The 22,947-nt window shown below is 62.0% G+C and carries 16 protein-coding genes and 1 pseudogene; 7 read left to right on the top strand and 10 right to left on the bottom strand.

Features of this window, described 5'->3' with window-relative positions:
- Positions 1-128 precede the first annotated feature (128 nt).
- The 5 genes from BT199_RS15705 to pbpC form a co-directional block, all read right to left on the bottom strand.
- On the bottom strand, positions 129-686 hold the full coding sequence (locus tag BT199_RS15705) for a DUF4136 domain-containing protein (RefSeq protein WP_014716741.1): 558 nt from the start codon (positions 684-686) through the stop codon (positions 129-131).
- 44 nt (positions 687-730) lie between these two features.
- Positions 731-1,333, bottom strand: coding sequence for a DUF4136 domain-containing protein (locus BT199_RS15700; protein ID WP_014716740.1), 603 nt, complete (start codon positions 1,331-1,333; stop codon positions 731-733).
- Between the two features lie 23 nt (positions 1,334-1,356).
- Positions 1,357-2,106: a methyltransferase gene (locus BT199_RS15695; RefSeq protein ID WP_014716739.1), complete on the bottom strand. Its 750-nt coding sequence runs from the start codon at positions 2,104-2,106 to the stop codon at positions 1,357-1,359.
- A complete protein-coding gene (locus BT199_RS15690; RefSeq protein WP_003188211.1) occupies positions 2,099-2,407 on the bottom strand; it encodes a MazG-like family protein in 309 nt (102 codons plus the stop codon). Before BT199_RS15690 ends, BT199_RS15695 begins: the two co-directional genes overlap by 8 nt.
- Positions 2,408-2,500: 93 nt before the next feature.
- Entirely contained in the window at positions 2,501-4,813 is a 2,313-nt protein-coding gene (gene pbpC / locus BT199_RS15685) for a peptidoglycan glycosyltransferase PbpC (protein ID WP_072434922.1), read from the bottom strand.
- 224 nt (positions 4,814-5,037) lie between these two features.
- Here pbpC and BT199_RS15680 point away from each other — a divergent pair, with 224 nt between their 5' ends.
- Positions 5,038-5,331 (top strand): hypothetical protein, encoded by a 294-nt coding sequence (locus tag BT199_RS15680; RefSeq protein ID WP_003188208.1) that lies wholly within the window; start codon positions 5,038-5,040, stop codon positions 5,329-5,331.
- 131 nt (positions 5,332-5,462) lie between these two features.
- Here BT199_RS15680 and BT199_RS15675 read toward each other — a convergent pair whose 3' ends face one another.
- Entirely contained in the window at positions 5,463-10,358 is a 4,896-nt protein-coding gene (locus tag BT199_RS15675; RefSeq protein ID WP_072434920.1) for an alpha-2-macroglobulin family protein, read from the bottom strand.
- Between the two features lie 307 nt (positions 10,359-10,665).
- Between BT199_RS15675 and BT199_RS15670 the strand changes: the two genes are divergently transcribed.
- Positions 10,666-12,009, top strand: a complete 1,344-nt coding sequence (locus BT199_RS15670) for an MATE family efflux transporter (RefSeq protein WP_072434919.1) — start codon at positions 10,666-10,668, stop codon at positions 12,007-12,009.
- A 112-nt stretch (positions 12,010-12,121) separates the two neighbouring features.
- Here the strand turns inward: BT199_RS15670 and speA are convergent, their stop codons facing one another.
- The 4 genes from speA to BT199_RS15650 form a co-directional block, all read right to left on the bottom strand.
- A complete protein-coding gene (gene speA / locus BT199_RS15665) occupies positions 12,122-14,035 on the bottom strand; it encodes an arginine decarboxylase (protein WP_003188203.1) in 1,914 nt (637 codons plus the stop codon).
- A 142-nt stretch (positions 14,036-14,177) separates the two neighbouring features.
- Positions 14,178-14,549 carry a translation initiation factor Sui1 gene (locus BT199_RS15660; RefSeq protein WP_003188201.1) on the bottom strand — a complete coding sequence of 124 codons (372 nt, stop codon included), beginning with the start codon at positions 14,547-14,549 and terminating at the stop codon, positions 14,178-14,180.
- A 182-nt stretch (positions 14,550-14,731) separates the two neighbouring features.
- On the bottom strand, positions 14,732-15,268 hold the full coding sequence (locus BT199_RS15655) for an NUDIX hydrolase (protein ID WP_072434918.1): 537 nt from the start codon (positions 15,266-15,268) through the stop codon (positions 14,732-14,734).
- A 2-nt stretch (positions 15,269-15,270) separates the two neighbouring features.
- Positions 15,271-16,338: a DUF2333 family protein gene (locus BT199_RS15650; RefSeq protein ID WP_003188197.1), complete on the bottom strand. Its 1,068-nt coding sequence runs from the start codon at positions 16,336-16,338 to the stop codon at positions 15,271-15,273.
- Between the two features lie 298 nt (positions 16,339-16,636).
- Between BT199_RS15650 and BT199_RS15645 the strand changes: the two genes are divergently transcribed.
- The 5 genes and pseudogenes from BT199_RS15645 to accC all read left to right on the top strand — a co-directional run bounded on the left by BT199_RS15645 (position 16,637) and on the right by accC (position 22,931).
- Entirely contained in the window at positions 16,637-18,307 is a 1,671-nt protein-coding gene (locus BT199_RS15645; RefSeq protein ID WP_014716734.1) for a response regulator, read from the top strand.
- Positions 18,308-19,800: 1,493 nt separating this feature from the next.
- A pseudogene (locus BT199_RS27715) lies at positions 19,801-20,316 on the top strand (methyl-accepting chemotaxis protein); the annotation flags it as partial.
- A gap of 291 nt (positions 20,317-20,607) precedes the next feature.
- Positions 20,608-21,063: a type II 3-dehydroquinate dehydratase gene (aroQ, locus tag BT199_RS15635; RefSeq protein ID WP_014716732.1), complete on the top strand. Its 456-nt coding sequence runs from the start codon at positions 20,608-20,610 to the stop codon at positions 21,061-21,063.
- Positions 21,064-21,087: 24 nt separating this feature from the next.
- Entirely contained in the window at positions 21,088-21,552 is a 465-nt protein-coding gene (gene accB / locus BT199_RS15630) for an acetyl-CoA carboxylase biotin carboxyl carrier protein (protein ID WP_014716731.1), read from the top strand.
- Positions 21,553-21,569: 17 nt separating this feature from the next.
- Positions 21,570-22,931, top strand: coding sequence for an acetyl-CoA carboxylase biotin carboxylase subunit (gene accC, locus BT199_RS15625; RefSeq protein ID WP_003188188.1), 1,362 nt, complete (start codon positions 21,570-21,572; stop codon positions 22,929-22,931).
- Positions 22,932-22,947: the final 16 nt, after the last annotated feature.

Here is a 22,947-nt window from a genome sequence, read left to right as displayed (position 1 = left end):
TGCGCTAACTCTCCGTTGCACTGGAGTGTAGACAAGGCTTCGACAGGTTGCTGGCAACTCGCCACATTGGCGACTGGCGGAGATGCCCTAGTACTGTAGGAGCGAGCTTGCTCGCTCCTACAGGGAGATCAGCGCGGCGGGTAGTTGGAGAGGATCTTGGTCACAGTGCTGCGGATGGCCTTGTTGCGATCCTCGGGGTTTGGCGTGCTGGCCATCATTTGTTCGTCGCTGCCGCGCCACACCAGTTTGCCGTCCTTGCCGTCGAGCAGGTCGATCTGGATGGTCGCCACTTTGTAGGTGATATTGCGCGTTTCGTTGTACATCGGCGCGCCCCAATAACCATTCCACGGGCCGCCCCAGGCACCGCCATAGTTGGTGGTGACTTGCTGCTGGCGGTCTTCGACAATCAAATAGGCCTGCACATTCAGGTCTGCCTTGGTACCCGCCGCCGCAGGACGCAAACCGCGCTGATCCAGCTGTTCGCCCACGGCCTGGCGGATGCGTTGCTCGGTGAGGTCGCTCTTGATTCGCGGGTCATCGGGACGGTACTGCAACGCCGGGTCTTTCCAGGCCCAATTGCGATAGGCGCCGAAGTCTCGGCTGGCGTCGAAATCATGGTTGACCTGGTTGCTCTGGCAACCGCCCAGCAACATGACAACAGCAAGTGCAGCGATGCGACGAAGCATGGTGCTCTCCAAAAAACAACGTGGGCCTGTAATGAGAATAGCTGCTAACTGGGTGGATAGGCGGCCATTGCCTTCTGCATCGCCTTGCGCAAGCTATCGGCGCGTTCGCTCAGGCTGCCCTGGCTGGTGGTTTCGGCGCTGGTGCTCCACACCGGCTGGCGGGTGCGCGCATCGAACAGGCTGATACGCGCCACGGCCACTGTCACTTCATAGGTACGCACCACAGGCACGCTGTTGTACATGCCATAACCATTGCCATAACGGTTGTAGCCACCGTAGCCATACCCGTAATCATCCTGGACCTGGCGCAGGCGTTTTTCCAGGCGTACATCAGCGCTCACCAGCAGGTCGGGCGCACGCTTGTCATGCAAGGGACGCAAGCCACGCTGGTCGAGAGCGCTGCTGACCGCCTCGGCAATCTGCGCCGAATCGGCCCAGGCCGTACCCGCCGGCAACTGGCCGTTGAGCCAGCCCCAACTGCGGTAGGCGCCATAGTCGCGTACCGGCGCGGGGTAAGCGCTGGCATCAAAGGTAGTGGCCGCCTGGGCGGGCGCCGGCGGCATCGGTGCCGAACTGGCGACGTAAGGGTTGGGGCTCGAACAAGCCCCAAGACCTAAAGACAACAGGATTAAACCGAGACGACGCATGTCGACCTCCCACGCTGGGCCGCTTAAACCGGGCGGCAGATCCAGTGCAAATATCGCCCAAGCCCGGCAAAGCTTGGGTGACGACGGTGAGCGAGCTCCATCTCCAACAAGTCCTGCAGGTTGGCGCGCGCCTGGAATTCCACCGGCATATAGTCGTGGAACACCCGCACGCCACTTTGGCTTTCGACCTGCCACAGCCCTTCGAGTTGCGTCGCCAACTCCCGTGGGTCCAGGGGTTGTTGCGGCGTCAGGCTCTGCTTTTCGCCGGCCATGTCGTTCTTGCGCATTTTGCGGAAGTGGCCTTTGAGCAGGTTGCGGTAGATCAACGCATCACGGTTGTAGAAGGCCAGGGACAACCAGCCCCCCGGCAGCGTCAGTTGGTGCAGCACCGGCAGGATGGCGTGGGGCTCGGCCAACCACTCCAGCACGGCATGACACAGCACCAGATCGTAAGGCTCGGTGAGTTGGCCGAGCAAGTCCTGCCACGGTGCATGAATAAAGGTCGCGGTCTGGCCGGCGTCAGCAAAGCGCTGACGCGCCCCTTCAAGCATCGGCGCAGCGGGTTCGGCCAGGGTTACCTCGTGGCCCTGCTCGGCCAGCCACAGCGACATATGCCCCAGGCCTGCACCGATATCCAGCACGCGCAATGGGCGTTGCGGCAAGGCTTCTACCAGGTCGGCCTGGAGCACCGCCAGGCGAATCGCGCCCTTGGCGCCGCCGTAGATCTTTTCGGCAAAGCGCGTGGCCAACTGGTCGAAATGACGATCACTCATGGGCAAACCGCCGTTCGCTATCGGCCAGTTTGGCGCGCACCACTTCGTTCATATCCAGGCCCAGTTCACTGCACAGCAGCAGCAGGTACAGGACGATATCACCGACCTCCTGGCCCGCATGGGCGAGTTTATCGGCGGGCAGCTGGCGGGATTGGTCTTCGGTGAGCCATTGGAAGATTTCCACCAGCTCGGCCATTTCCACGCTGGCAGCCATGGCCAGGTTTTTCGGGCTGTGAAACTGTTTCCAGTCATTGGTATCGCGAATGCGGTGCAGCCGTTCGGTGAGGTGTTCGAGGTTCATGCGCGGGCTCCTGAATGGGTATAGCTTACCCCATGACGGGACGCGGAGCGTCCCAGGCGGCGTTCCCACGCAGAGCGTGGGAACGATCAGCGATCAGTCGACAACGCTGAATTCGAGCCTGGCGGTTTGACCGGCTTCATCCAATACGCTGAGCTGATAACGGCCCAGCCGTTCAAAACTGGCATTGATGCTGTCCTGATTGGCGCTGTCGCCCAACGGCGCACCATTGAGGAACCACCAACGCCGGCCACTGCCGCCCAGGGCGGAGATGTTCAGGCGCAAGGCTTGCTGACTGGCAGCGGGCAGACGCAATTGATCGCCCTCGCGTACGCCTACGATGGACAACGGCGATGACGCGGCCAGCGCCGGTGGCGGGCAGTCCGGGTCAGCCGCCGGGATGCGCGCTTCGCGGCGTTCAACCCTGGGTAACCAAGGCTCCAGCGGTGCCGGCCATAGGGCAATGCTTTTGGAGGTTGCGCCAGGACAATGGGCATCGACCCGCAAGCCTTTGGTGTTAACCCAGATGCTTTCCATCAAGCCCACACTCAAGGGTTGATCCAATGCCTGCAAGGTCGGCGGCGTGGTGTTGTCCAGGGTCCAGGCAAAACGCTGGCGGCGGCAGTTGGGGTCGCTGCGGCTCATGGGCTGGCCCAGCGGCCAACAGATCGCCGCCACGCCGATATTGGCAGGCACCGGTTTGACCGGCGCACTGATGCCGCGCTGGCTGTCGCGGTTGGTCAGCACGTCATGCACCTGCAACATCAACGGCGCTGCCGACGCCAGGCCGAACTGCCCCGGTACCGGCGTGCCATCGGGCCGGCCGATCCATACGCCGATCAGGTAACGCGGGCCTACGCCAATCGCCCAGGCATCGCGAAAGCCATAGCTGGTACCGGTCTTCCACGCCAGCACCGGGCGTTGGACCAGCTCGGCACGCGGGTCGCGGTCGGGCCGCGCCTGGCCGCTGAGGATGCGCCGCACAATCCATGCGGCGCCGGGCGACAGCAACGGCCGCTCCCTGAGCGTATCGTCCGGCTGTAACCGCAGGGTGGCGCTCTTGCCATCGCGGGCCAGGGCGCTGTAGCCGCTCACCAGATCTTCCAGGCGACTGCCCGCGCCGCCGAGGATCAGCGCCAGGTTCGGCTCGGCCAATGCCGGCAACGCCAACGGCATGCCACCGATGCGCATCTGCGCGGCAAAGCGCTTGGGCCCGTAGGCTTCCAGCAGTTGCACCGCCGGCAGGTTCAACGAGCTGGACAACGCCGTGCTCGCCGGCACTGCCCCGGTAAAGCCCATGGAAAAGTTGCCAGGGCGGTAGTCACCATAGCGTCGAGGCACATCCTGCAAGAGGGATTCAGAGTGAATCAGGCCGTCGTCCAACGCCATCCCGTAGAGAAAAGGTTTCAAGGTGGAACCGGGCGAACGCAGTGCGCTGATCATGTCCACATGGCCAAAGCGCTTGGTGTCGTTGATATCCACCGACCCCAGGTAGGCGCGCACCGCCATGCTTTCTTCTTCCACCACCAGGATGGCCGCCGAGGTGTGTTCCGGCAGGCGTGCGCGCCAGCCCAGCAACAGGTCTTCCAGACGGCGTTGCAGGGTGGCATCCAGGGTGGTGCGAATCAGCGGCGGGCTGTCGGGGCGGTTCAGCCGGCGTGCGAGCAGAGGCGCCAGGCTAGGTTCCAGGCGTGGGGCGAGCAGCAGGGGTTCTTCCAGGGCTTCATCAACCGCCGATTGCGGCCATACCTGAAACTCGGCCAGGCGGCGCAGCACTTTGTCGCGGGCCTCCTGGGCGCGCTGCGGATGACGGTCCGGGCGCAAACGGCTTGGCGCCTGGGGCAACACCGCGAGCAAAGCGGCTTCGGCGTGGGTCAGCTGTGACGGCGACTTGCCCAGGTAGGCCCAGCTCGCCGCCGCCACGCCCTGCAGCGTGCCGCCGAAAGGCGCACGGTTGAGGTACAGGTTGAGGATTTCGTCCTTGGACAGGTGCCACTCCAACTGCGCGGTACGCCACAGCTGGCGTAACTTGCCGTGCAGGGTGCGTGAGTGCGGGTCGAGCAGGCGCGCCACTTGCATCGACAAGGTGCTGCCGCCGGAGACCACGCGCGCGCCGCTCAGGTTTTGCCAGGTCGCACGCACCAGCGCCAACGGGTTTACGCCGGGGTGCTGGTAGAACCAACGGTCTTCATAGGTGAGCAGCGCGTCGAGGTAATAAGGCGAAACTTCGCTAGTGTGTACCGGATAGCGCCATACGCCATTGGCATCGGCAAATCGCCACAGGGGTGTGCCATCTTCGGCCAGCACCACCCGGGCCAGGTCGTCCTGGGGCAGGGGTAAGGGCCAGATACGATCGGCCAGCCATAGCAGGGCAACCACCAACACCACACAACCCAAAGCCCAGCGCAATAACTGTGGGAGCTGGCTTGCCTGCGATAGCGCAGGATCAGTCAACTTATCCACAACTGCCCCACCGCTATCGCCGGCAAGCCAACTCCCACATTGGGCCGCGTACATCCGGACGTGATTAAACTAAAACTCAAACGGGCAAACCTCTATGCTTGCAGGGAACTCGCCTGCGTTATCGACAACCAAAGGCACAGTTACGCCCACCTTCTCATCAGGACACGCACATGCAGGTAGAAAGCTTTTTCGAATGGTTGGGCCAGGCGCTCGGTTCCGTCATCCGTTTTATCGTCGACGGGCTCAGCGGTTTGTTCGGGGCCTTGACCCACGCCGGCGGCAACTTTATCGACGGTTTGTCACGCACCTTGGGCATGGACACGTCGATCATCAGCATCATCACCCTGATCGTCGGCCTGCTGTTCCTTTACTCGGCGGTACGCGCCTTTATGCGGGCCTCGATTATCGTCGGGATCATCTGGCTGATGCTGGGGCTGTGGTTGCTGAGCTGGGTCGTACACTGACATTACAACCACTCGATTCTCCTCTGTAGGAGCGAGCTTGCTCGCGAAAAACTCACAGACGCCGCGTTAATCCAGGAAACCCGCGTTATCGTTGACGTTTTTCGCGAGCAAGCTCGCTCCTACAGTGGCTTTCAGCGGCCCTTGATCACCATATCCACTGGCGTCTCACCCACTGCCTGCCAGTTCGGCCGATACATCGACTCTACCTGCGGCGGCGGCACGCGGTAGGTTCCCGGTGTCACCGCGCGCGCCAGGTACAGCAAGTGCGTGGTGCCATAGCCATCCAGATTCATCGCGGCCACATAGCGATCGTCCCTGAACTCCTGATGCTTGAGCGAGGCATTCTGCATCGACTCACGCCACTCCTTCACCTGGCTGCTGGCGTTCTCCAGGCTCGCCGCGCTTTGGGCCAGGTTCTGGTTTTCCAGTTCCAGGCCGGCAGGCAACAGGTCGACCACCAGGGCATCCGGCACCCGTTGCTTGGCGCTGACCGCCAAGTGCACCAGTACCAGATCACCGCTGTTGAGGTTACGCAGGTTCAACGGCTGGCCGTTCATGCCCAGGTATTCGCGGCGGATACTCAGGTTGTTGCCACCGGCCGCTGGCGGCACGTGTGGATAACCCGAGACCGTCAATTGCTGGTACACCGGCGCTTCACCCTGATTGCTCAAGGCCAGGTCGCTGGACAACAACTTGCCGTCCAACTCCAACGTCGATTGCTGGTTGTTCAACTCACGCACACCGCCGCTGCCGGTGAGCGACACTTGCCAGTTCGCTTGCGGCTTGGCGAACCCGAGGCGCCCAGCCAGGAACAGGGAATTACGCTCCTGGGTCGACAGGTACGGGCTGGCGGCCAACTGATCCGACAAGGTGAACAACCGCTCCTCGCGCTGGCCCTTGGCCAAGTCGTTCTCCTCCAGCAATGCCAGGATCATCGCCTGGTCGCGCAACGGGCTGCCGTAGTCGGCCAGCCACTCATTGGCATTGCGCTGCGCCGCCAAGCCGGCCAACAACGCCTGATCTGCACGGGGCTGGTCACCCATTTTCTGCAGGGCAATGGCCAACTGCACCAGCGGCAAGCCGGAGCGTGCGTCGCTGCGCCGTTCGAACAGGCTGCGCAACGCGCCCAATGGCGCCTGCTGACTGCGCGCCAACACCATGCCGGCATACGCCTGCACGGCAAACCGGGTGTGTTCGGCGTTGTCGCTGTAATCCACCTCGATCAGATTACGTTCCTGCACATACCGCAACAGGCGCTCGCTGGCCTTCTTCAAGGCTTCAGGCGGGACGGCAAAACCCTGGTCGCGGGCGCGCAGCAGGAAGTCGGTGACATAGGCGGTCAGCCAATATTCTTCCTCGCCATCGGCGCCCCACAAACCAAAGCTGCCGTTGTAGCGCTGCATGCCCAGCAGGCGCTCAATGCCCAACTCGATCTTGCGCTTGCGCTCGGCATCCGGCTCGCCCTTGATACTCAGGCGCTTGAGCAGCGCGTCGTCGGCGTACAGCGACGGGTACAAGCCACTGGCGGTTTGCTCCAGGCAACCGTAGGGGTACGCCTTGAGTGCACTGATCTGCGCGCCCAGGTTCAACGGCGGCCGGCTCGACAGGCTCAACAACGCCTCACGTCCCGATGCATCGAATTGATCCAGTGCGCCCGACGGCAAGCTCCACGGCTGATCCTTGAGCACTGCGCGGTAATGCTTGAGCAAGGCCGGGTACGCCGGGCGTACGCCCAAGGTCCATTCGCGGCTGAACGGCGGCAGGTTTTCACCCGGCAAGTCCAGGCCGTTGACGGTGACCGTGACCTTGCCCTGGCCGAGCCCGCCCCAGGCTTGTACCGGAATACGCAGGGTGGTGCGCTGACCTTGCTTGAGCTCAACCGATTGCGCGCCACTGTTGACCAACTGCAGCTGACCTTGCGCGGTCAATTGCACATCGAGTTTCTGGGCCTTGCCCGACAGGTTGGAGAGGTCCAGGGCCAAGGTGGTCTGGTCGCCTCCTGCCAGGAAGCGCGGCGCCGACAACTCGGCAATCAGCGGGGCGGCGATCACGGTCTTGCCTTCGGCCATACTGTAGCGATCATCGCTCCAGGCTTGGGCCATCAGGCGCAGTTCGCCGTTGAAGTCGGGAATATTGACGCTGACTTCACCCTCGCCTTTGTCGTTCAGAGTCACCGGGGCGCTTTGCAGGGCAACGATGGTAACGCTGGTGTCCGGGCGCTTGCCGCCTTTGGCCAATGCCGCGTCGCCACCAAATGCCAGGCTGGCCAGGCGCCCTTGACCGGCTTCGATCAGTTGCCCATAGATGTCGAATTGGTCGACGCCATAGGCTTTGCGGCCAAACAGGCTGGCGTACGGATCGGGCGTTGGGTATTCGGTGATATTGAGGATGCCCACATCCACCGCCGCCAGCAGTACGTGCACCTGTTGGGGCACGCTGCCATCGGCGTTTTTGGCGGCGATCTTCACCGTCAGCGGTTGTTTGGGGCGCATTTTTTCTGGCGCGGTGAGGGTCAGGCCGAGTTTGCGCTGGGTACGATCCAGCGGCAGGTGCAGCAAGCCCACGGCGCGTTTAGGCGTGATGTTGGCTTTGCGCTCGCCCGGACGAATCACCAGGGCGCTTACATACAGATCGTGGCGCGACCATTTCGGGTCGAGCTTCACCGCAAAGCTTTTGCCTTCGGCCGGCACGTCGATTTCCTGCCACCACAGCGGCCCTTCGGCAGACTCCACCAACAGGTAGCCTTTACCGGCAGCCGGTGGCGTGACGGTGACGTTGGCGGTGTCGCCATCACCATAGGCGGGTTTGTCCAACGCCAGCTTGACCTGGTCGGGGCGCACGGCACCGCCTTCGGTGTTGTCCTGGGCCTGGTAGCCGGCCCAGAAACGCAGGCTGCTGACCAGCCCGGTCTGCGGGTCTTCGACCTCCACGCGGTAAGGGCCCCACTCCACCTGGAAGCTGACCTTGGCGGTGTCGCCAGCCTTGATGTTCAGGCTCTGCTCATCGAGATTGAGGAATTTCTCGTTGAAGTGGTAGCTCCAGCCGTCATTCTCCGAGTAGTTCCAGTAGTAGTCGCGGCGCTCACGCACCAGGCGCACCTTGAGGTCTTGTGCGGCCAGTTTCTGACCGTCCTGGTTGGCCACCAGCACTTCGAATTCCACCGGGCCATCGCCGTTGGTTTCCTTGCCATCAAACAGGCCACGCAGGCCCGGCAACTGCTCGGCCGGCCAGATCGGCTGCACCAGGCGCCGGGTAATCGGCCGCCCGCCGGACTCTTGCAGGCTGGCTTGCACGATCAGTTGCAACGGCGATTTGGCCTCGGCCCACTTGCTTTCCAGGGTCAGCGCTTGCTCGCCATTGGCGTCGAGTACGCTTTCGTCCAGCTCGAAATCCTGGCTCAGCTCTTCTTCCGTGACGGAACCGAACTGGTAGCCCGGCAGGGATTTGACCGCCTCACGCAGTGGGCGCACGTACACCTGGCCACTGACGCGGTTACCGGACGCGGGCGCGCCGTAGAGGTAACGACCGTTGACCTGGATGACCGGGTTATCCGCCGGGCTCAACGCCGTGTCACTGCCCTTGAGTTCCAGCGCCAGGCGTTCGGGCAGGAAGTCTTCGACGAGAAATTCATACAGTTGCGGCTTGCCGTCACCGAGGTCGAATACCAACTGCCAGCGACCGGTCGGCGCCTCGCCGGCCAGTTGCAACGGGTATTGATACAGGCCGGACGCGTCGGCCTCCCACACGAACTTGCGGCTCACCTGTTCATCCGGGCGCCGTACTTCGACGCTGACCGGTTGCGGCTTTACCGCCTTGCCATCCTTGTCACGCAACAGCGCGTTGAGCAGCACGGTTTCGCCGGGGCGATACAGGTCACGCGGGCCGAACACAAAGAACTGCAACGGGTGAGAGGGCTGCCCGCCGATATCGAACTCGGCGAGGTCCAGCGCGGCGCTGTCCAGGCGCAGCAGGCTGGTTTGCTCGCCCTGCTTGGCCAGTAACACCTGGGCTTTTTTCGGCAGTGGCAACTCGGCGTGGCCACCGTCTTCGGTCTTGCCCTGTCCGAGCACACGGCCTTCGGCATCGAGGATTTCCAGTTCGACGCCGTTGAGTGCCTTACCGCCTTCCAACGCCTGGGTAAACACATCCAGGCGATTGGCATAGCGGTGCACCGACAGACCGATATCACTCAAGGTGAACAGGGTGGCCGGTTGCGAATAGTTGTAGGTGCCCGAAGCACGCATCACCGCCAGGTACACGCCCGGCTGCTGCAACTGCTTGAGGCCGGCAATCGGCAGCAGCAGGGTTTCGCGGGTATTGCGCGCCGGGTTCAGGTCGAAACGCCCGCCGTAGACCAGCTCGGCCATTGGCAGCAGTTCACGGGACTCATAGCTTTGCAGGCTGGTATTACGCCCCCACTGCGCCAGGAATGACGGCAGGGATTCGGGTTTGATCCGGAAGAATTCCACGTCGATCTTGTCGACGTTCAACGCGATCACCGGCAGGCCCTCGGCCAGGCGCGTCGGCAACAGGGTGCCGCGGCTGGCGAAGCCGACGGTGGCTTGCAGGTCGCGGGTTTCCAGGCGGGCGTTGTATTCGGCGGCGAGGGTGTTGCCGTTGACTGCCTTCACCCCGGCGTCCACGGTCAGCACCAGCTTGCGCTGCGGCTCAAGGTGGCGCAGGCGCAATTCCATCAGGTTATCGGACAGTTCCCAGGCGCCATCGACCTTGCCGGACTTGCTGTCTACCAGGTGCAGCTTGTCGGCGAACTTCTGATCCGGATCCAGAGGAATGGAAAAGCTCACCGACAAGGTGCTGGCCCCGTCCAACTGCACCTCGGACACGTCCACCACGCTCAGCTCGCGCCCGGCATAGCGTTGCTTCAACGCTGCCACGTCCACCGCAGCTTTCACCGGCTTCGGCGCTGCCGCCACAGTGGGCGCAGGCGGTGCAGCGGGTTTATCGGAAGAATCGCAAGCGCTCAGCAGGGCCAGCGCGCAGGCCAGGAACAGTCCGTTGTTAAGCATGGGGCACTCATAGTCAGAGGGAACCGAGGGGTGAACTATATATCAGCGCCGACCAAGCCGCTGCGGCACCGGTCACATTGACCGACGGAGGGGCGGTTGGTTCTTGGTGGGGCATGAAGCCAAGCCAAATCCCACAACCATTGGCGATCAAGATCAAAATGTGGGAGCTGGCTTGCCTGCGATAGCGGTGGGTCAGTCACCGGATGAGTTGGCAAAGAGTCCGTCATCGCAGGCAAGCCAGCTCCCACATTGGGCCTGCTGTGCAACTGATGGCCGGGTACAATGCCGCTCCCCCGAAGGAGACTGCATGTCCACCTTATTGTCCGACTGGCGCCACCGCCCTACCCACCGCCGCGTCTGGGCCCTGGCCGCGCCGATGATCCTGTCGAATATCTCGGTGCCCTTGGTGGCCCTGGTGGACAGCATGGTCATCGGCCACCTGCCCCACGCCCATCAACTGGGCGCCGTGGCTGTCGGCGCCAGCCTGTATACCTTCCTCGCCTGGGCCATGGGTTTCCTGCGCATGGGTTCCACCGGCTTCGCCGCCCAAGCCGCCGGGCGCAACGATGGCGCGGCGCTGCGGCAAATCCTGTTGCAAGGCCTGCTGTTGGCGCTGGGGTTGGCGATGTTGCTGGGCACGGTCGGTATTCCCCTGAGCCACCTGGCTTTGGAATGGATGCAGCCCTCCCCTGAATTGAACCAACTGACCCGCGAGTTTTTCCACACCCGTCTGTTCGGTCTGCCAGCCGCCCTCGCCAGCTATGCGCTGGTCGGCTGGTTCCTCGGCACTCAGAATGCGCGGGCGCCGTTGGCGATTCTGCTGACCACCAACCTGGTCAACATTGCGCTTAACCTGTGGTTTGTACTTGGCCTGGACTGGGGCGTGGTCGGCTCCGCCCGTGCCTCGGTGATCGCGGAATGGACCGGCGCCCTGCTCGGCCTGGCGCTCACGCAAAAAGCCCTGCGCGCCTATCCGGGGCATATCGCCTGGGCCGCGTTGAAACTGTGGCAAAGCTGGCGCCCGTTGCTGGCGGTGAACCGCGACATCTTTATTCGCAGCCTCGCCTTGCAGTCGGTATTTTTCATGATCACGGTGCAAGGTGCGCGGCTGGGCGATGCCACTGTGGCAGCCAATGCGCTGCTGCTTAACGGCCTGTTACTGACGGCTCACGCATTGGATGGCTTGGCCCACGCGGTCGAAGCCCTCTGCGGCCACGCCATCGGCGCCCGTGACCGGCAGGCGTTGCGTCGCTCATTAGTCGTGGCCTGCGGTTGGTCACTGATCGCCAGCATCGGCTTCGCCCTGCTGTTCACCTTCGGCGGCCATCTATTTATCGCCATGCAAACCGATATCCCCAGCGTGCGCGAAACCGCCGATATCTACCTGCCCTACCTTGCGGTATTGCCGTTGATTGCGGTGTGGAGTTATTTGCTCGATGGCTTGTTTATCGGCGCAACGCGCGCGCGGGAGATGCGCAATGGGATGTTGCTGACGGTGCTGCTGGTACTGCCGATTGCCTGGGCGTTGCAGGGCCTGGGTAACCACGGATTGTGGATCACCTTCCTGCTGTTCATGGCGGTGCGCAGCCTGACGCTGTGGGCAATTGCCTGGCACTTGAATCGGCAAGGGCTGTGGCTGGGCGGGAACTGAAGGAACGCAGACCCAAATGTGGGAGCTGGCTTGCCTGCGATGGCGGTGGGTCAGCCCCCTAACGGTTGCCTGACACTCCGCCATCGCGGGCAAGCCCGCTCCCACATTTTTATTACGAGGACAGGTACGAAGAACGGGTCAGGCCCAGGCGCAACGCATCCAGGAACTGGGTGCGCTCCGAGGCCGAGATCTTCGCACTGGCGCACTTGTCCCGGTAATGAGTCATCAACTCCTCCGGCGACAAGTGCACATAGCGCAGCATGTCTTCGATGGTGTCGTGGGTCTCGATCCCGGCGCTGTACACCGAACCGTCTTCACGCTGGTAGATGTTCACCGAGTCGGTGTCACCGAACAGGTTGTGCATGTCGCCCAGGATTTCCTGATAGGCGCCGACCAGGAAGATCCCCAGCAGGTAGTCCTCGCCTTCGTTCAAGCCGTGCACCGGCAGGCTGGTTTCGATGCTTTGCTCGTCGACGTATTGCTTGATCTTGCCGTCGGAGTCGCAGGTCAGGTCTTGCAGCACGGCGCGGCGCAGCGGCTCTTCGTCGAGGCGGTGCAGCGGCAGAATAGGCAGGACCTGGCCGATGGCCCAGGTATCCGGCAAGCTCTGGAATACCGAGAAGTTGCAGATGTACTTGTCGGCCAGCTTGTCGTTGAGTTCGTCCAGCACCTGGCGGTGCGAACGCTGGCGGGCTTTCAACGAGTTGTGCAGGCGACGGCACACCGCGAAGTAGCACTGTTCGGCCAGGGCTTTTTCGGCCAGGGTCAGCTTGCCGTCGGCGTACTGGGCCGCCACATCGCTCATGTAGTGGGTGGCGCGCCAGTAGGTTTCGGTGACCATCTCGATGTCGGTCGGGCCCAGCAGGTCCACCAGCCATTGCACGGTTTCGGGCAGGCTTTCCTTGTTTTCAATGGTCGGGATTTCGTCGTTGTGCTTCTCGACGTCAGTGACCTGTACCACCAGCATGGCGTGGTGAGCGGTCAGGGAACGGCCGCTTTCGGAGAAGATGTTCGGATGCGGCAGGCTCTGCGCGTCGCAGAATTCCTTGAGCATGCCCACTACCACGCCGGCGTAGTCGTCCATGTCGTAGTTGATCGAACTGGCGTTGCGCGAGTGGGTGCCGTCGTAGTCCACGCCCAGGCCACCGCCGACGTCGATGTGGTCCACCGGCAAGCCGAGGTTGCGCAGTTCGCCGTAGTAACGAATGGCTTCCTTGAACCCGTGCTGGTAGTCGGCCAGGTTGGCGATCTGCGAGCCCATGTGGAAGTGCAGCAGGCGGATGCCCTGGTCCAGGCCGGCCGCGCGGAAGCGCTCGACCACTGACAGCAGCTGCGCTGCGGATAAGCCGAATTTGGATTTCTCGCCACCGGTGTCCGCCCACTTGCTCGATGCCAGGGACGACAGGCGCACACGCAGGCCCACCTGCGGCTTGACCTTGAGGCTCGCCGCCTCTTCGATCACCAGCCCCACCTCGGACTCTTTCTCGATCACGATGAACACGTTGTGGCCGAGCTTCTGGCCCATCAGCGCCAGGCGGATGAACTCACGGTCTTTATAACCGTTGCAGACGATGGTGCCGCCCTTCGGCGCCAGGGCCAGCACGGCCAGCAGCTCAGGCTTGGAGCCGGCTTCCAGGCCGATGGAGACGTTCTGGGTGGCAATGATGTTCTCGATCACCGCTTCTTGCTGGTTCACCTTGATCGGGTACAGCGCGGTGTACTTGCTCTGGTATTCCAGGCGTTCGATGTTGGCATCGAAGGCACCGGTCAATTGGCGCACGCGGTCTTGCAGGATATCGGGGAAGCGTACCAACAGCGGCAACGACAGGCCGCTTTTGCGCAGCTCATCGACTTGCTCGTACAGGTCGACGGGCGTGCTGTTCGGGCCGTTCGGACGAACTTCTACGCGACCGGCTTCATTGATCGCGAAATACCCGGCCCCCCAATGGCGAATCCCGTAAACACTGCGGCTGTCCGCAACTGTCCATTGGCTGCCATCGTCTTTGCGTGTGCGTCGTACGGACATCGAAGTCCCCTATAAATGAAGGCGAAGGCGCCACCTCTCGCGGAGGCTGGCGCAGTCTAAAGAATGAAAATGACGATTTGCCTGCAAGGGAAGTAGACCCCACTGGCAGGACAGAGTTTAGCCACAGGTTGGGAAGAGGCTTTCAGCCGCCGGACTTCTTGGCCTTGTACCCGAGCTTGATCAGCTCGGCCAACAGCAACTCGACGTGATCGCCCTGGATCTCGATAACCCCGTCTTTCAACGCGCCACCGGTGCCACAGCGCTTTTTCAGCGAGGTGGCCAATTCCTTCAGGGCCTCTTCAGCCAGGGGCACGCCGGTGATGGTGGTCACCGTCTTGCCGCCACGGCCTTTGCTCTCGCGACGCACGCGGGCAATACCGTCGCCTTCAGGGATCAGGGTCTGTTTGCAGGTGCACGAATCCACGGGCTGACGACAGTCCGGGCAGTGTCGACCTGCGTCGGTGGAAAATACCAGGCCACCAAGGGCGGCGAAGGATGCGGCTTTTTTGGCCACCGGCAATCCTCTTGGGAGGATGAAGACTGATCGGCGCCGCACAAGGCGGTGACCGACCGCGAAGCCCCACTCAGGCAGGGGCAGCGCTACCGAACCGCTAATGTGGTTCGGGTGAAAAGGCGCGCAGTGTAACGGCAAAAAGCCGACTTGCTAAGAGCCAAATGGCGCCATTTTTTGCAACTTTAGCGACGCGAGGCCAGATAGCGCCGCAAGCCTTCCTGGGCGTCCGGGCAGTAGGGCTTTTGTTCGGCCTCTTGCTGGATGATTTCGATGCTTAAAAACCGCGCTTCCATGACCTCCTCGGGCTGCAGGCGCAGGGGGCCGTCCCAGACGGCAGAGTAGGATTTGCACCAAAGCCGACTGTCGCCATCCTCAAAATAGAAATAGTCATGTTCGGTCAAGGGCACACCGCTGACGCCCAATTCCTCTTCCAGCTCGCGGGCTGCCGAAACGGCATAACTCTCACCTTCGGCCACCATCCCACCCGCCGCCGTATCCCAATACCCTGGATACAACGCCTTGCTGAGCGTGCGCCGGTGCACACACAACTCGCCTTTGGAATTGAACAGGAAGATAAACGTGCAGCGGCCAATCAAGCCGCGCTGGCGCAGGTCGGACCTGACCAGGTGGCCGAGCAGGTGGTCCTGCTCGTCGACCCAGCAGATCAGTTCAGCATCGGAAGCCGCTCGGTGTGCGGCCTCCTTTTGAGTAGCGTCCATCATCAACCCTGGTTGAGGAGCTGACGCAAGTCGATCACTGCAGCGTTTGCCCGGGAAATGTAGTTGGCCATCACCAGCGAATGGTTCGCCAGTACGCCGAAGCCACTGCCGTTAAGAATCATAGGACTCCATACCGGTTCCTGCGAGGCCTCCAGCTCACGAATGATCTGGCGCACGCTGACGGTGGCGTTTTTCTTGGCCAGTACGTCGGCAAAGTCGACTTCGATGGCTCGCAACAGATGGGACAGGGCCCACGCCTGGCCGCGCGCTTCGTAGAACACGTTGTCGATTTGCATCCATGGGGTTTCCACCACTTCTTCATCAACCTGCGGCACTTCACCCGGCGCCAGCGCCTCGGTTTTCAGCGCAGTGTTCAACTTGACCCGGCCTACGCTGGCGGACAGACGCTGGGACAACGAACCCAAACGGGTGGCCACATCACCCAGCCAGTTGTTGAGGTTGTCGGCACGCGCATAAAACAGCGCGCCGCGCTGGTTCGGGTCAGACAGGCGCGCTTCGTAGCGGCTCAGGGAATTGATGCCTTCCTGATATTCCGACTCACTGGAAGGCAGCACCCAGCTCTTGTTATCGAAGTTGAAGCGCGGCTCGGCCTTGGCCAAGTCAGCGTCTTCAGCCGACTGCGACTGGGAGCGGGCGAAGTCTTTACGCAGGGCGCGGGTAAGGTCACGCACCTGCACCAGCACGCCGTACTCCCAGCTCGGCATATTGTCCATCCACAAGCCCGGAGGGAAACGGTCGTTGGAGATGTAGCCGCCTGGCTTGTTCAGCAAGGTGCCGACCACGGTCTTGAGTGTTTCAACGGTGGTGTAACCCACCACCATCTGCTTGCCTTCCTTCTCGGCGGCAAGCTGGGCGTTTTGCTGCACCGGAAACAGCGCCGGCTCCTGGCTCCAGTACCAACCCAGGCCACCGGTGACCAGCAGGTACAAGCCGATGATGCTGAGCAACGCCCGGCTCATCAGCAGGTTGCGAAAATAGCTGCGGTTGGCCGACTTGGGCTCAGGGGCGGGGCCTTTGGCACTGCCTTCGCGGTTTTTCCAGTCCAGCATGGCGATATCCTTTCAATCACTTGAGTTCATGCACGTCAATTGTCCGGGTGCGTTCAGACATTCCGACCACAACCCTACCCCATCGTGCCCATCGGTGCGGGGCTTTTACACGAAAGTGGCGCACCGGGCCGCTTGGACTATAAAGGATGCACACCTTTTACGCTGGGCGACCAGCCGGTCAATAACTGAATCTTCGGCACGCAGACTTAATTGACGTATGACACTCATCTATCAGAAAAGAGGTGCTAGCATAGAGCCATCAGTCGACCTCAGCATGCACCCTCACAGTAGTCAGGATATGACCGAGTCAGAAGACCCCAGCCGCGAGCGTCTCAAGCAGCACTTTGCCCAGCGGGTAATTCATCAGGCACGTCAAATTCTTGAGATCTGGCAGCGCCTGCAACGCAGCGAGTGGTCGAACGCCGACTTTTCCGAACTCAGCGAAGCCAACCTGCGCCTGCAGCGCTTCGCCGAACGCTTCGAACAGCCCGAACACACGCAACTGGCACGGCATATCAGTGAGTCCCTGCAAGCCGTGGACGAGAACAGTGGCCGCCTGAGCAGCCAACTGATCACCGAGCTCAACCGCTTGATGCAACGCCTGTCCCGCACCGGCCTGCGCCAGGGCGACCAGCTTGAGCAAACCTTCCTGCCGCCGATGCGCAAGCCGATCTATGTGATGCTCGCCGACCATGACCGCGCCGAGCGCCTGGCCAAGCAGCTCGAATTCTTTGGCATGAGCGCCCACGCCCTGGACAGCGTCGCCGCCTTTCGCGCGGCCATGGCCGAGCGTTTGCCGTCGGCGATCGTGATGGACGTGGACTTCTGCGGCACAGGCCTGGGCCTGAAGCTCGCCGCAGAAGCCCAAGAGGGCCTGGAGCACAAGCTGCCACTGTTGTTTTTCAGCCTGCACGAAACCGACACCCCGACGCGCCTGGCCGCCGTGCGCGCCGGTGGCGAAGAGTTCCTGACCGGCACCCTGGAAGCCTCAAGCCTGCTGGAAAAGATCGAAGTGCTGACCTGCGCGGCCCAGTACGAACCGTACAAAGTGCTGATCATCGACGACTCGCGGGCCCAGGCGCTGCACACCGAACGCTTGCTCAACAGTGCCGGGATTATCACCCGCACCTTGATCGAACCGATCCAGGCCATGGCCGAGCTGGCGGATTTCCAACCCGACCTGATCATCCTCGACATGTACATGCCTGCCTGTACCGGCACCGAACTGGCCAAGGTGATTCGCCACAACGACCGCTACGTCAGCGTGCCGATCATCTACCTGTCGGCTGAGGACGACCTGGATAAGCAACTGGATGCGATGAGCGAGGGCGGTGACGATTTCCTCACCAAACCGATCAAACCGCGTCACCTGATCACCACTGTGCGCAACCGGGCGTCGCGTGCGCGCAACTTGAAGGCGCGGATGGTGCGCGACAGCCTCACCGGGCTGTACAACCACACGCATATCCTGCAACTGCTCGAAGATTGCAGCTTCCGCGCCCGCCGCGAGAACAAGCCTCTTAGCTTTGCCATGCTCGATATCGACCACTTCAAGCGCGTCAATGACAGCCACGGCCACCCCATGGGCGACCGGGTGATCAAGAGCCTGGCACTGTTTCTCAAGCAGCGTTTGCGCAAGACCGATTACATCGGCCGCTACGGCGGTGAAGAGTTCGCCATCGTGATGCCCGACACCGACCTGGAATCGGCCTGCAAGGTGCTAGACGACATTCGCCGGCGCTTTGCAGAAATCCACTACCCCGCCCAACCGCAGGATTTGTGGTGCACCTTCAGCGCCGGCCTGGTGGAGCTGTGCGACGATTCCGACAGCCTGATGATGGCCGCTCAGGCTGACGAAGCGCTCTACCGCGCCAAGGACGCCGGACGCAACCGCGTGCAAGCCGCTCGCACATCAAAGCAAAGTGCCATCTTTTCACCAGAATCCACCGATTCGGTCATAACGCTGTAATACAAACGCAATAAATTCAGGCGCTTATCTCTTGCCGTCGGTTGAAACCCCGCATGCGCCTGAAGCTGCTGACCAATCTCAATACCCTTCTGCTGGTGGCCGTGTGCCTGGCCCTCGGCGCGACGCTGTGGTGGTCGCAACGGGCGCTGGAGCGCCCGTACTTGTTGATGGAGCGCTACCTGGGGTTGTCCCAGATCTTTCAAAACCAGGCCGCCCGAAACATCGAGGACTACTTGGCCAGCGGCGATGCCCTGCGCCTGAGCAGTGCCACCCAGAGCCTGGAAAGCCTGCAGCTGGGCGATCTGCCGCCCGAATTGGCGCAAAGCCTGCGGCCCAGCCTCGTGGAGTTGGAGACCTTCAGCAAGACTGACCTGTTGGCCGCCGGTAAATTGGCTGGCGACCCGCAAGCGCTGTTGCTGCAAGCCGAACGTGAACTGGGCGCAAACCTGGAACAACTGAGCCAGTACGCCAGCGGCGTCAATTCCGCGGAGGCTGCGCGCTATATGTCGCCGCTGCTCGCCGCCTCGCAACATTTGGGCAAACTGTCCCTGGCCCGCGACAAGCTGGTCAGCAGCGGGCGCGCCGAGTTGGCTGCTGATGTCGAGCGGGAGGTGACTAACCTGCGAACCCAGGCCGACCTGCTCGCGCAACTGCCCCTATTGGGAATAAAGGCCAGCGCTGAATCCAACACCGATGATTTTTCCGCGCTGATGGGGCTGGAAAACACCGAAAAAACCGAAGCTCAGGACACCGGCGTCGACCTCAAGCGCGAACTCAACAGCCTGCTGACCCGCTACCCCGCCGAGCTGCAGCGCACCCGTGAACAGATCCAGCAACGCGCCGATCTCGCCGCCAGCACCCACCTTAAAATCACTAACGTGCAACAAGCCATCGCCGGCCTGGAACCCGTGGTGCGCGCGCAACATGCCAGGATCCAGGGCGAAGTACGCGTGATGCAGGGCGTGATGATTGGCCTGATCCTGCTGATCGCATTGCTGATCGACACCCTGCAACGGCGCCTGGCGCGCGTACTGACCAACCTGGCACCCGCCTTGTCGACCTGGGCCGAAGGCGACTTCAGCCAACCGATTGCCCTGGGCAAGACCAACCGTGAACTGCACGATATCGAGGCCTCCCTCAACCGCCTGCGCGCCTACCTGGTGGATTTGGTAAGCACCATCCGCGGCAATGCCGAAGAAGTGGCGGGCAGCAGCCGCGCCCTGGCCGAACTGAGCAGCGGCCTGCACGACGGCGCCGAACGCCAGGCCGGCGACACCGCGCAAATCCGTGATTCCCTGGGTGAGTTGGAAGCCACCATCCAGCAAGTTGCCGGGGATGCCAGCCAGGCGGCCGGCGCCAGCCGCAGTGCGGGCCAGGCCGTGGAGCAAGGCCAGCGTGTGATCGGCCTGAGCCTCACCGGGCTGCATGCGCTGGTGGGCGAAGTGCAGCAAAACGCGCAGATGATCGAGAAACTTGCCGAAGAGTCCGCCACCATCGGCGGCGTGCTCACGGTGATTCGCTCGATTGCCGACCAGACCAACCTGCTTGCGCTCAACGCCGCCATCGAAGCCGCCCGCGCCGGTGAGGCCGGGCGTGGTTTCGCCGTGGTGGCCGACGAAGTGCGCTCCCTGGCCCAGCGTACCGCCGGTGCCACTGCCGAAATCCAGGGCCTGATCGCCGGCCTGCAAACCGCCGCGCACCAGTCGGTAGAAGGCATGCGCGCCCAGGTCGAACACGCCGAAGCCACCGCCCAGCAGGCCCAGGCGGCGGATGGCGCGCTGGATGAAATCGTCGGCGCGATCCAGACCATCTCCGACACTGCCGTGCGCATTGCCGATGTGACCGCGCAGCAAAGTGGAGCCGTGAGCGAGATTCGCGACAACAGTGAACGGATACATCAATTGGGTGAGGATAATTTACTGCGCATTGGCCAGGGCCGTAGCCAGGGCGAACACCTGCTGGTACTGGGCGGGCAACTGACTACCGCCGTGCAAGCCTTCCGCGTCTGACCCGATCTAATGTGGGAGCTGGCTGATCGTTCCCACGCTCCGCGTGGGAATGTCGCCCCAGACGCTCCGCATCCCGCTTTAAAGCCGTGACGCAGAGCATCACTGGATGCGTGCCCACGCGAGCGTGGGCACGATCAGCTCCCACACTGACCAGATGCAGGGTCTTGGTCACAAATTTTGCGCAATCCTCGCTAATCGTGCCGGCTACTGCATAGAACTGGACAGTCACAAAGGCTTTGCGGCATAGTCGCCGGGTTCTGACGCACCCACACCAATAACAAGGAACAGCCAATGGCGACCTTACTGGTTCTTCACGGACCCAACCTGAACCTGCTTGGCACCCGCGAACCGGGCGTCTACGGGGCAGTAACCCTCGATCAGATCAACCTCGACCTGGAACGACGGGCACGTGAAGCCGGCCACCATTTGCTCTACCTGCAAAGCAATGCCGAGTATGAATTGATTGATCGTATCCATGCCGCGCGCGGCGAAGGCGTGGACTTTATTCTGATCAACCCCGCCGCTTTTACGCATACAAGCGTTGCATTACGTGACGCGCTGCTGGCGGTGAGCATCCCATTCATCGAAGTGCATTTATCGAACGTGCACAAACGCGAAGCTTTCCGCCATCACTCTTACTTCTCCGACGTAGCGGTAGGAGTGATCTGCGGCCTTGGCGCCAGCGGTTACCGACTGGCCCTGGAGGCCGCCCTGGAACACATTGAAGAACAGGCTAAACGCCCCTGACCGACCCTTGGGAGTTGATGATTCATGGATATCCGTAAAGTTAAGAAACTGATCGAACTGCTGGAAGAATCCGGTATCGACGAGCTGGAAATCAAGGAAGGCGAAGAGTCCGTACGGATCAGCCGTCACAGCAAGACCCCGGCCCAACAGTTCTACGCACCACAGATGCAAGCGCCGGCTCCAGCCGCTGCTGCTCCGGCTGCCGCGCCTGCCGCCGCCACTGCACCTGCCGCCCCAGCCGCGCCTGCGCTGAACGGCTTCGTGGTCAAGTCGCCAATGGTCGGTACGTTCTACCGCACCCCGGCACCGACCTCGCCAGCCTTCGTTGAAGTGGGCAAAACCGTGAAAGTGGGTGACACCATCTGCATCGTTGAAGCGATGAAAATGATGAACCACATCACCGCGGAAAAAGCCGGCGTCATCGAATCCATCCTGGTAGAAAACGGTCAGCCGGTTGAGTACGACCAGCCGCTGTTCACCATCGTTTGAACCGCGGAGCGCCTTCGATGTTGAAACCTGCGAAGAAACTGCAAAAAGTCCTGATCGCCAACCGCGGCGAGATCGCGCTGCGTATCCTGCGCGCCTGTAAGGAAGAGGGCATCAAGACCGTCGCTGTTTACTCGACGGCCGATACCGAATTGATGCACGTGAAGCTGGCGGACGAAAGCATCTGCATCGGCCCGCCACTGGCCACGAACTCGTACCTGAAAGTCTCGAACATCATCGCTGCGGCAGAAGTGACCGGCGCCGATGGCATCCACCCCGGCTACGGCTTCCTCGCGGAAAACGCCGATTTCGCCGAACAGGTGGAAAAATCCGGGTTTGCCTTCATCGGCCCCAAAGCCGAAACCATTCGCCTGATGGGCGACAAGGTCTCGGCCAAGGACGCCATGATCGCGGCCGGTGTGCCCACCGTTCCAGGCTCCGACGGCCCACTGCCTGAAGACGAGGAAACCGCTCTGCGCATTGGTCGCGAAGTCGGCTACCCGGTGATCATCAAGGCCGCCGGTGGCGGTGGTGGTCGCGGCATGCGCGTGGTGCACAAGGAAGAAGACCTGATCGAAGCCGCCAAGCAGACCCGCTCCGAAGCGGGCGCCTGGTTCGGCAACCCGATGGTCTACCTGGAGAAGTACCTGACCAACCCACGTCACGTGGAAGTCCAGGTACTGTCCGATGGCCAGGGCCACGCTATCCACCTGGGCGACCGCGATTGCTCGCTGCAACGTCGCCACCAGAAAGTCCTGGAAGAAGCTCCGGCTCCGGGCCTGGATGAAAAGGCGCGTCAGGAAGTCCTGGCACGCTGCGTCAAGGCTTGCATCGATATCAACTACCGTGGCGCCGGCACCTTCGAGTTCCTCTACGAGAACGGCCGTTTCTACTTCATCGAGATGAACACTCGTGTGCAGGTAGAGCACCCGGTATCGGAGATGGTCACCGGTATCGACATCGTCAAGGAGATGCTGAGCATCGCCGCCGGTAACGTGCTGTCGTTCACCCAGGACGACGTGAAGATGCACGGCCACTCGCTGGAGTGCCGCATCAACGCCGAAGACCCGAAAACCTTTATCCCAAGCCCTGGCCTGGTCAAGCATTTCCACGCGCCCGGCGGCAACGGCGTACGTGTGGATTCGCACCTGTACAGCGGCTACAAGGTTCCGTCCAACTACGACTCGCTGATCGGTAAGCTGATCACCTGGGGCGCCACTCGCGACGAGGCCATGGCCCGTATGCGCAACGCCCTGGACGAAATCGTGGTCGACGGCATCAAGACCAACATCCCGCTGCATCGGGATCTGGTTCGTGATGAAGGCTTCTGCGAAGGTGGTGTGAACATTCACTACCTGGAACACAAGCTGGCCAACCAGTAAGTGCTCCACCCAACAA

The sequence above is a fragment of the Pseudomonas sp. NFR02 genome, assembly GCF_900119375.1.
GTDB lineage: Bacteria > Pseudomonadota > Gammaproteobacteria > Pseudomonadales > Pseudomonadaceae > Aquipseudomonas > Aquipseudomonas paracarnis.
The sequence above is the reverse complement of the archived record's forward strand: the minus strand, read 5'-3'. Positions and strand labels throughout refer to the sequence as shown.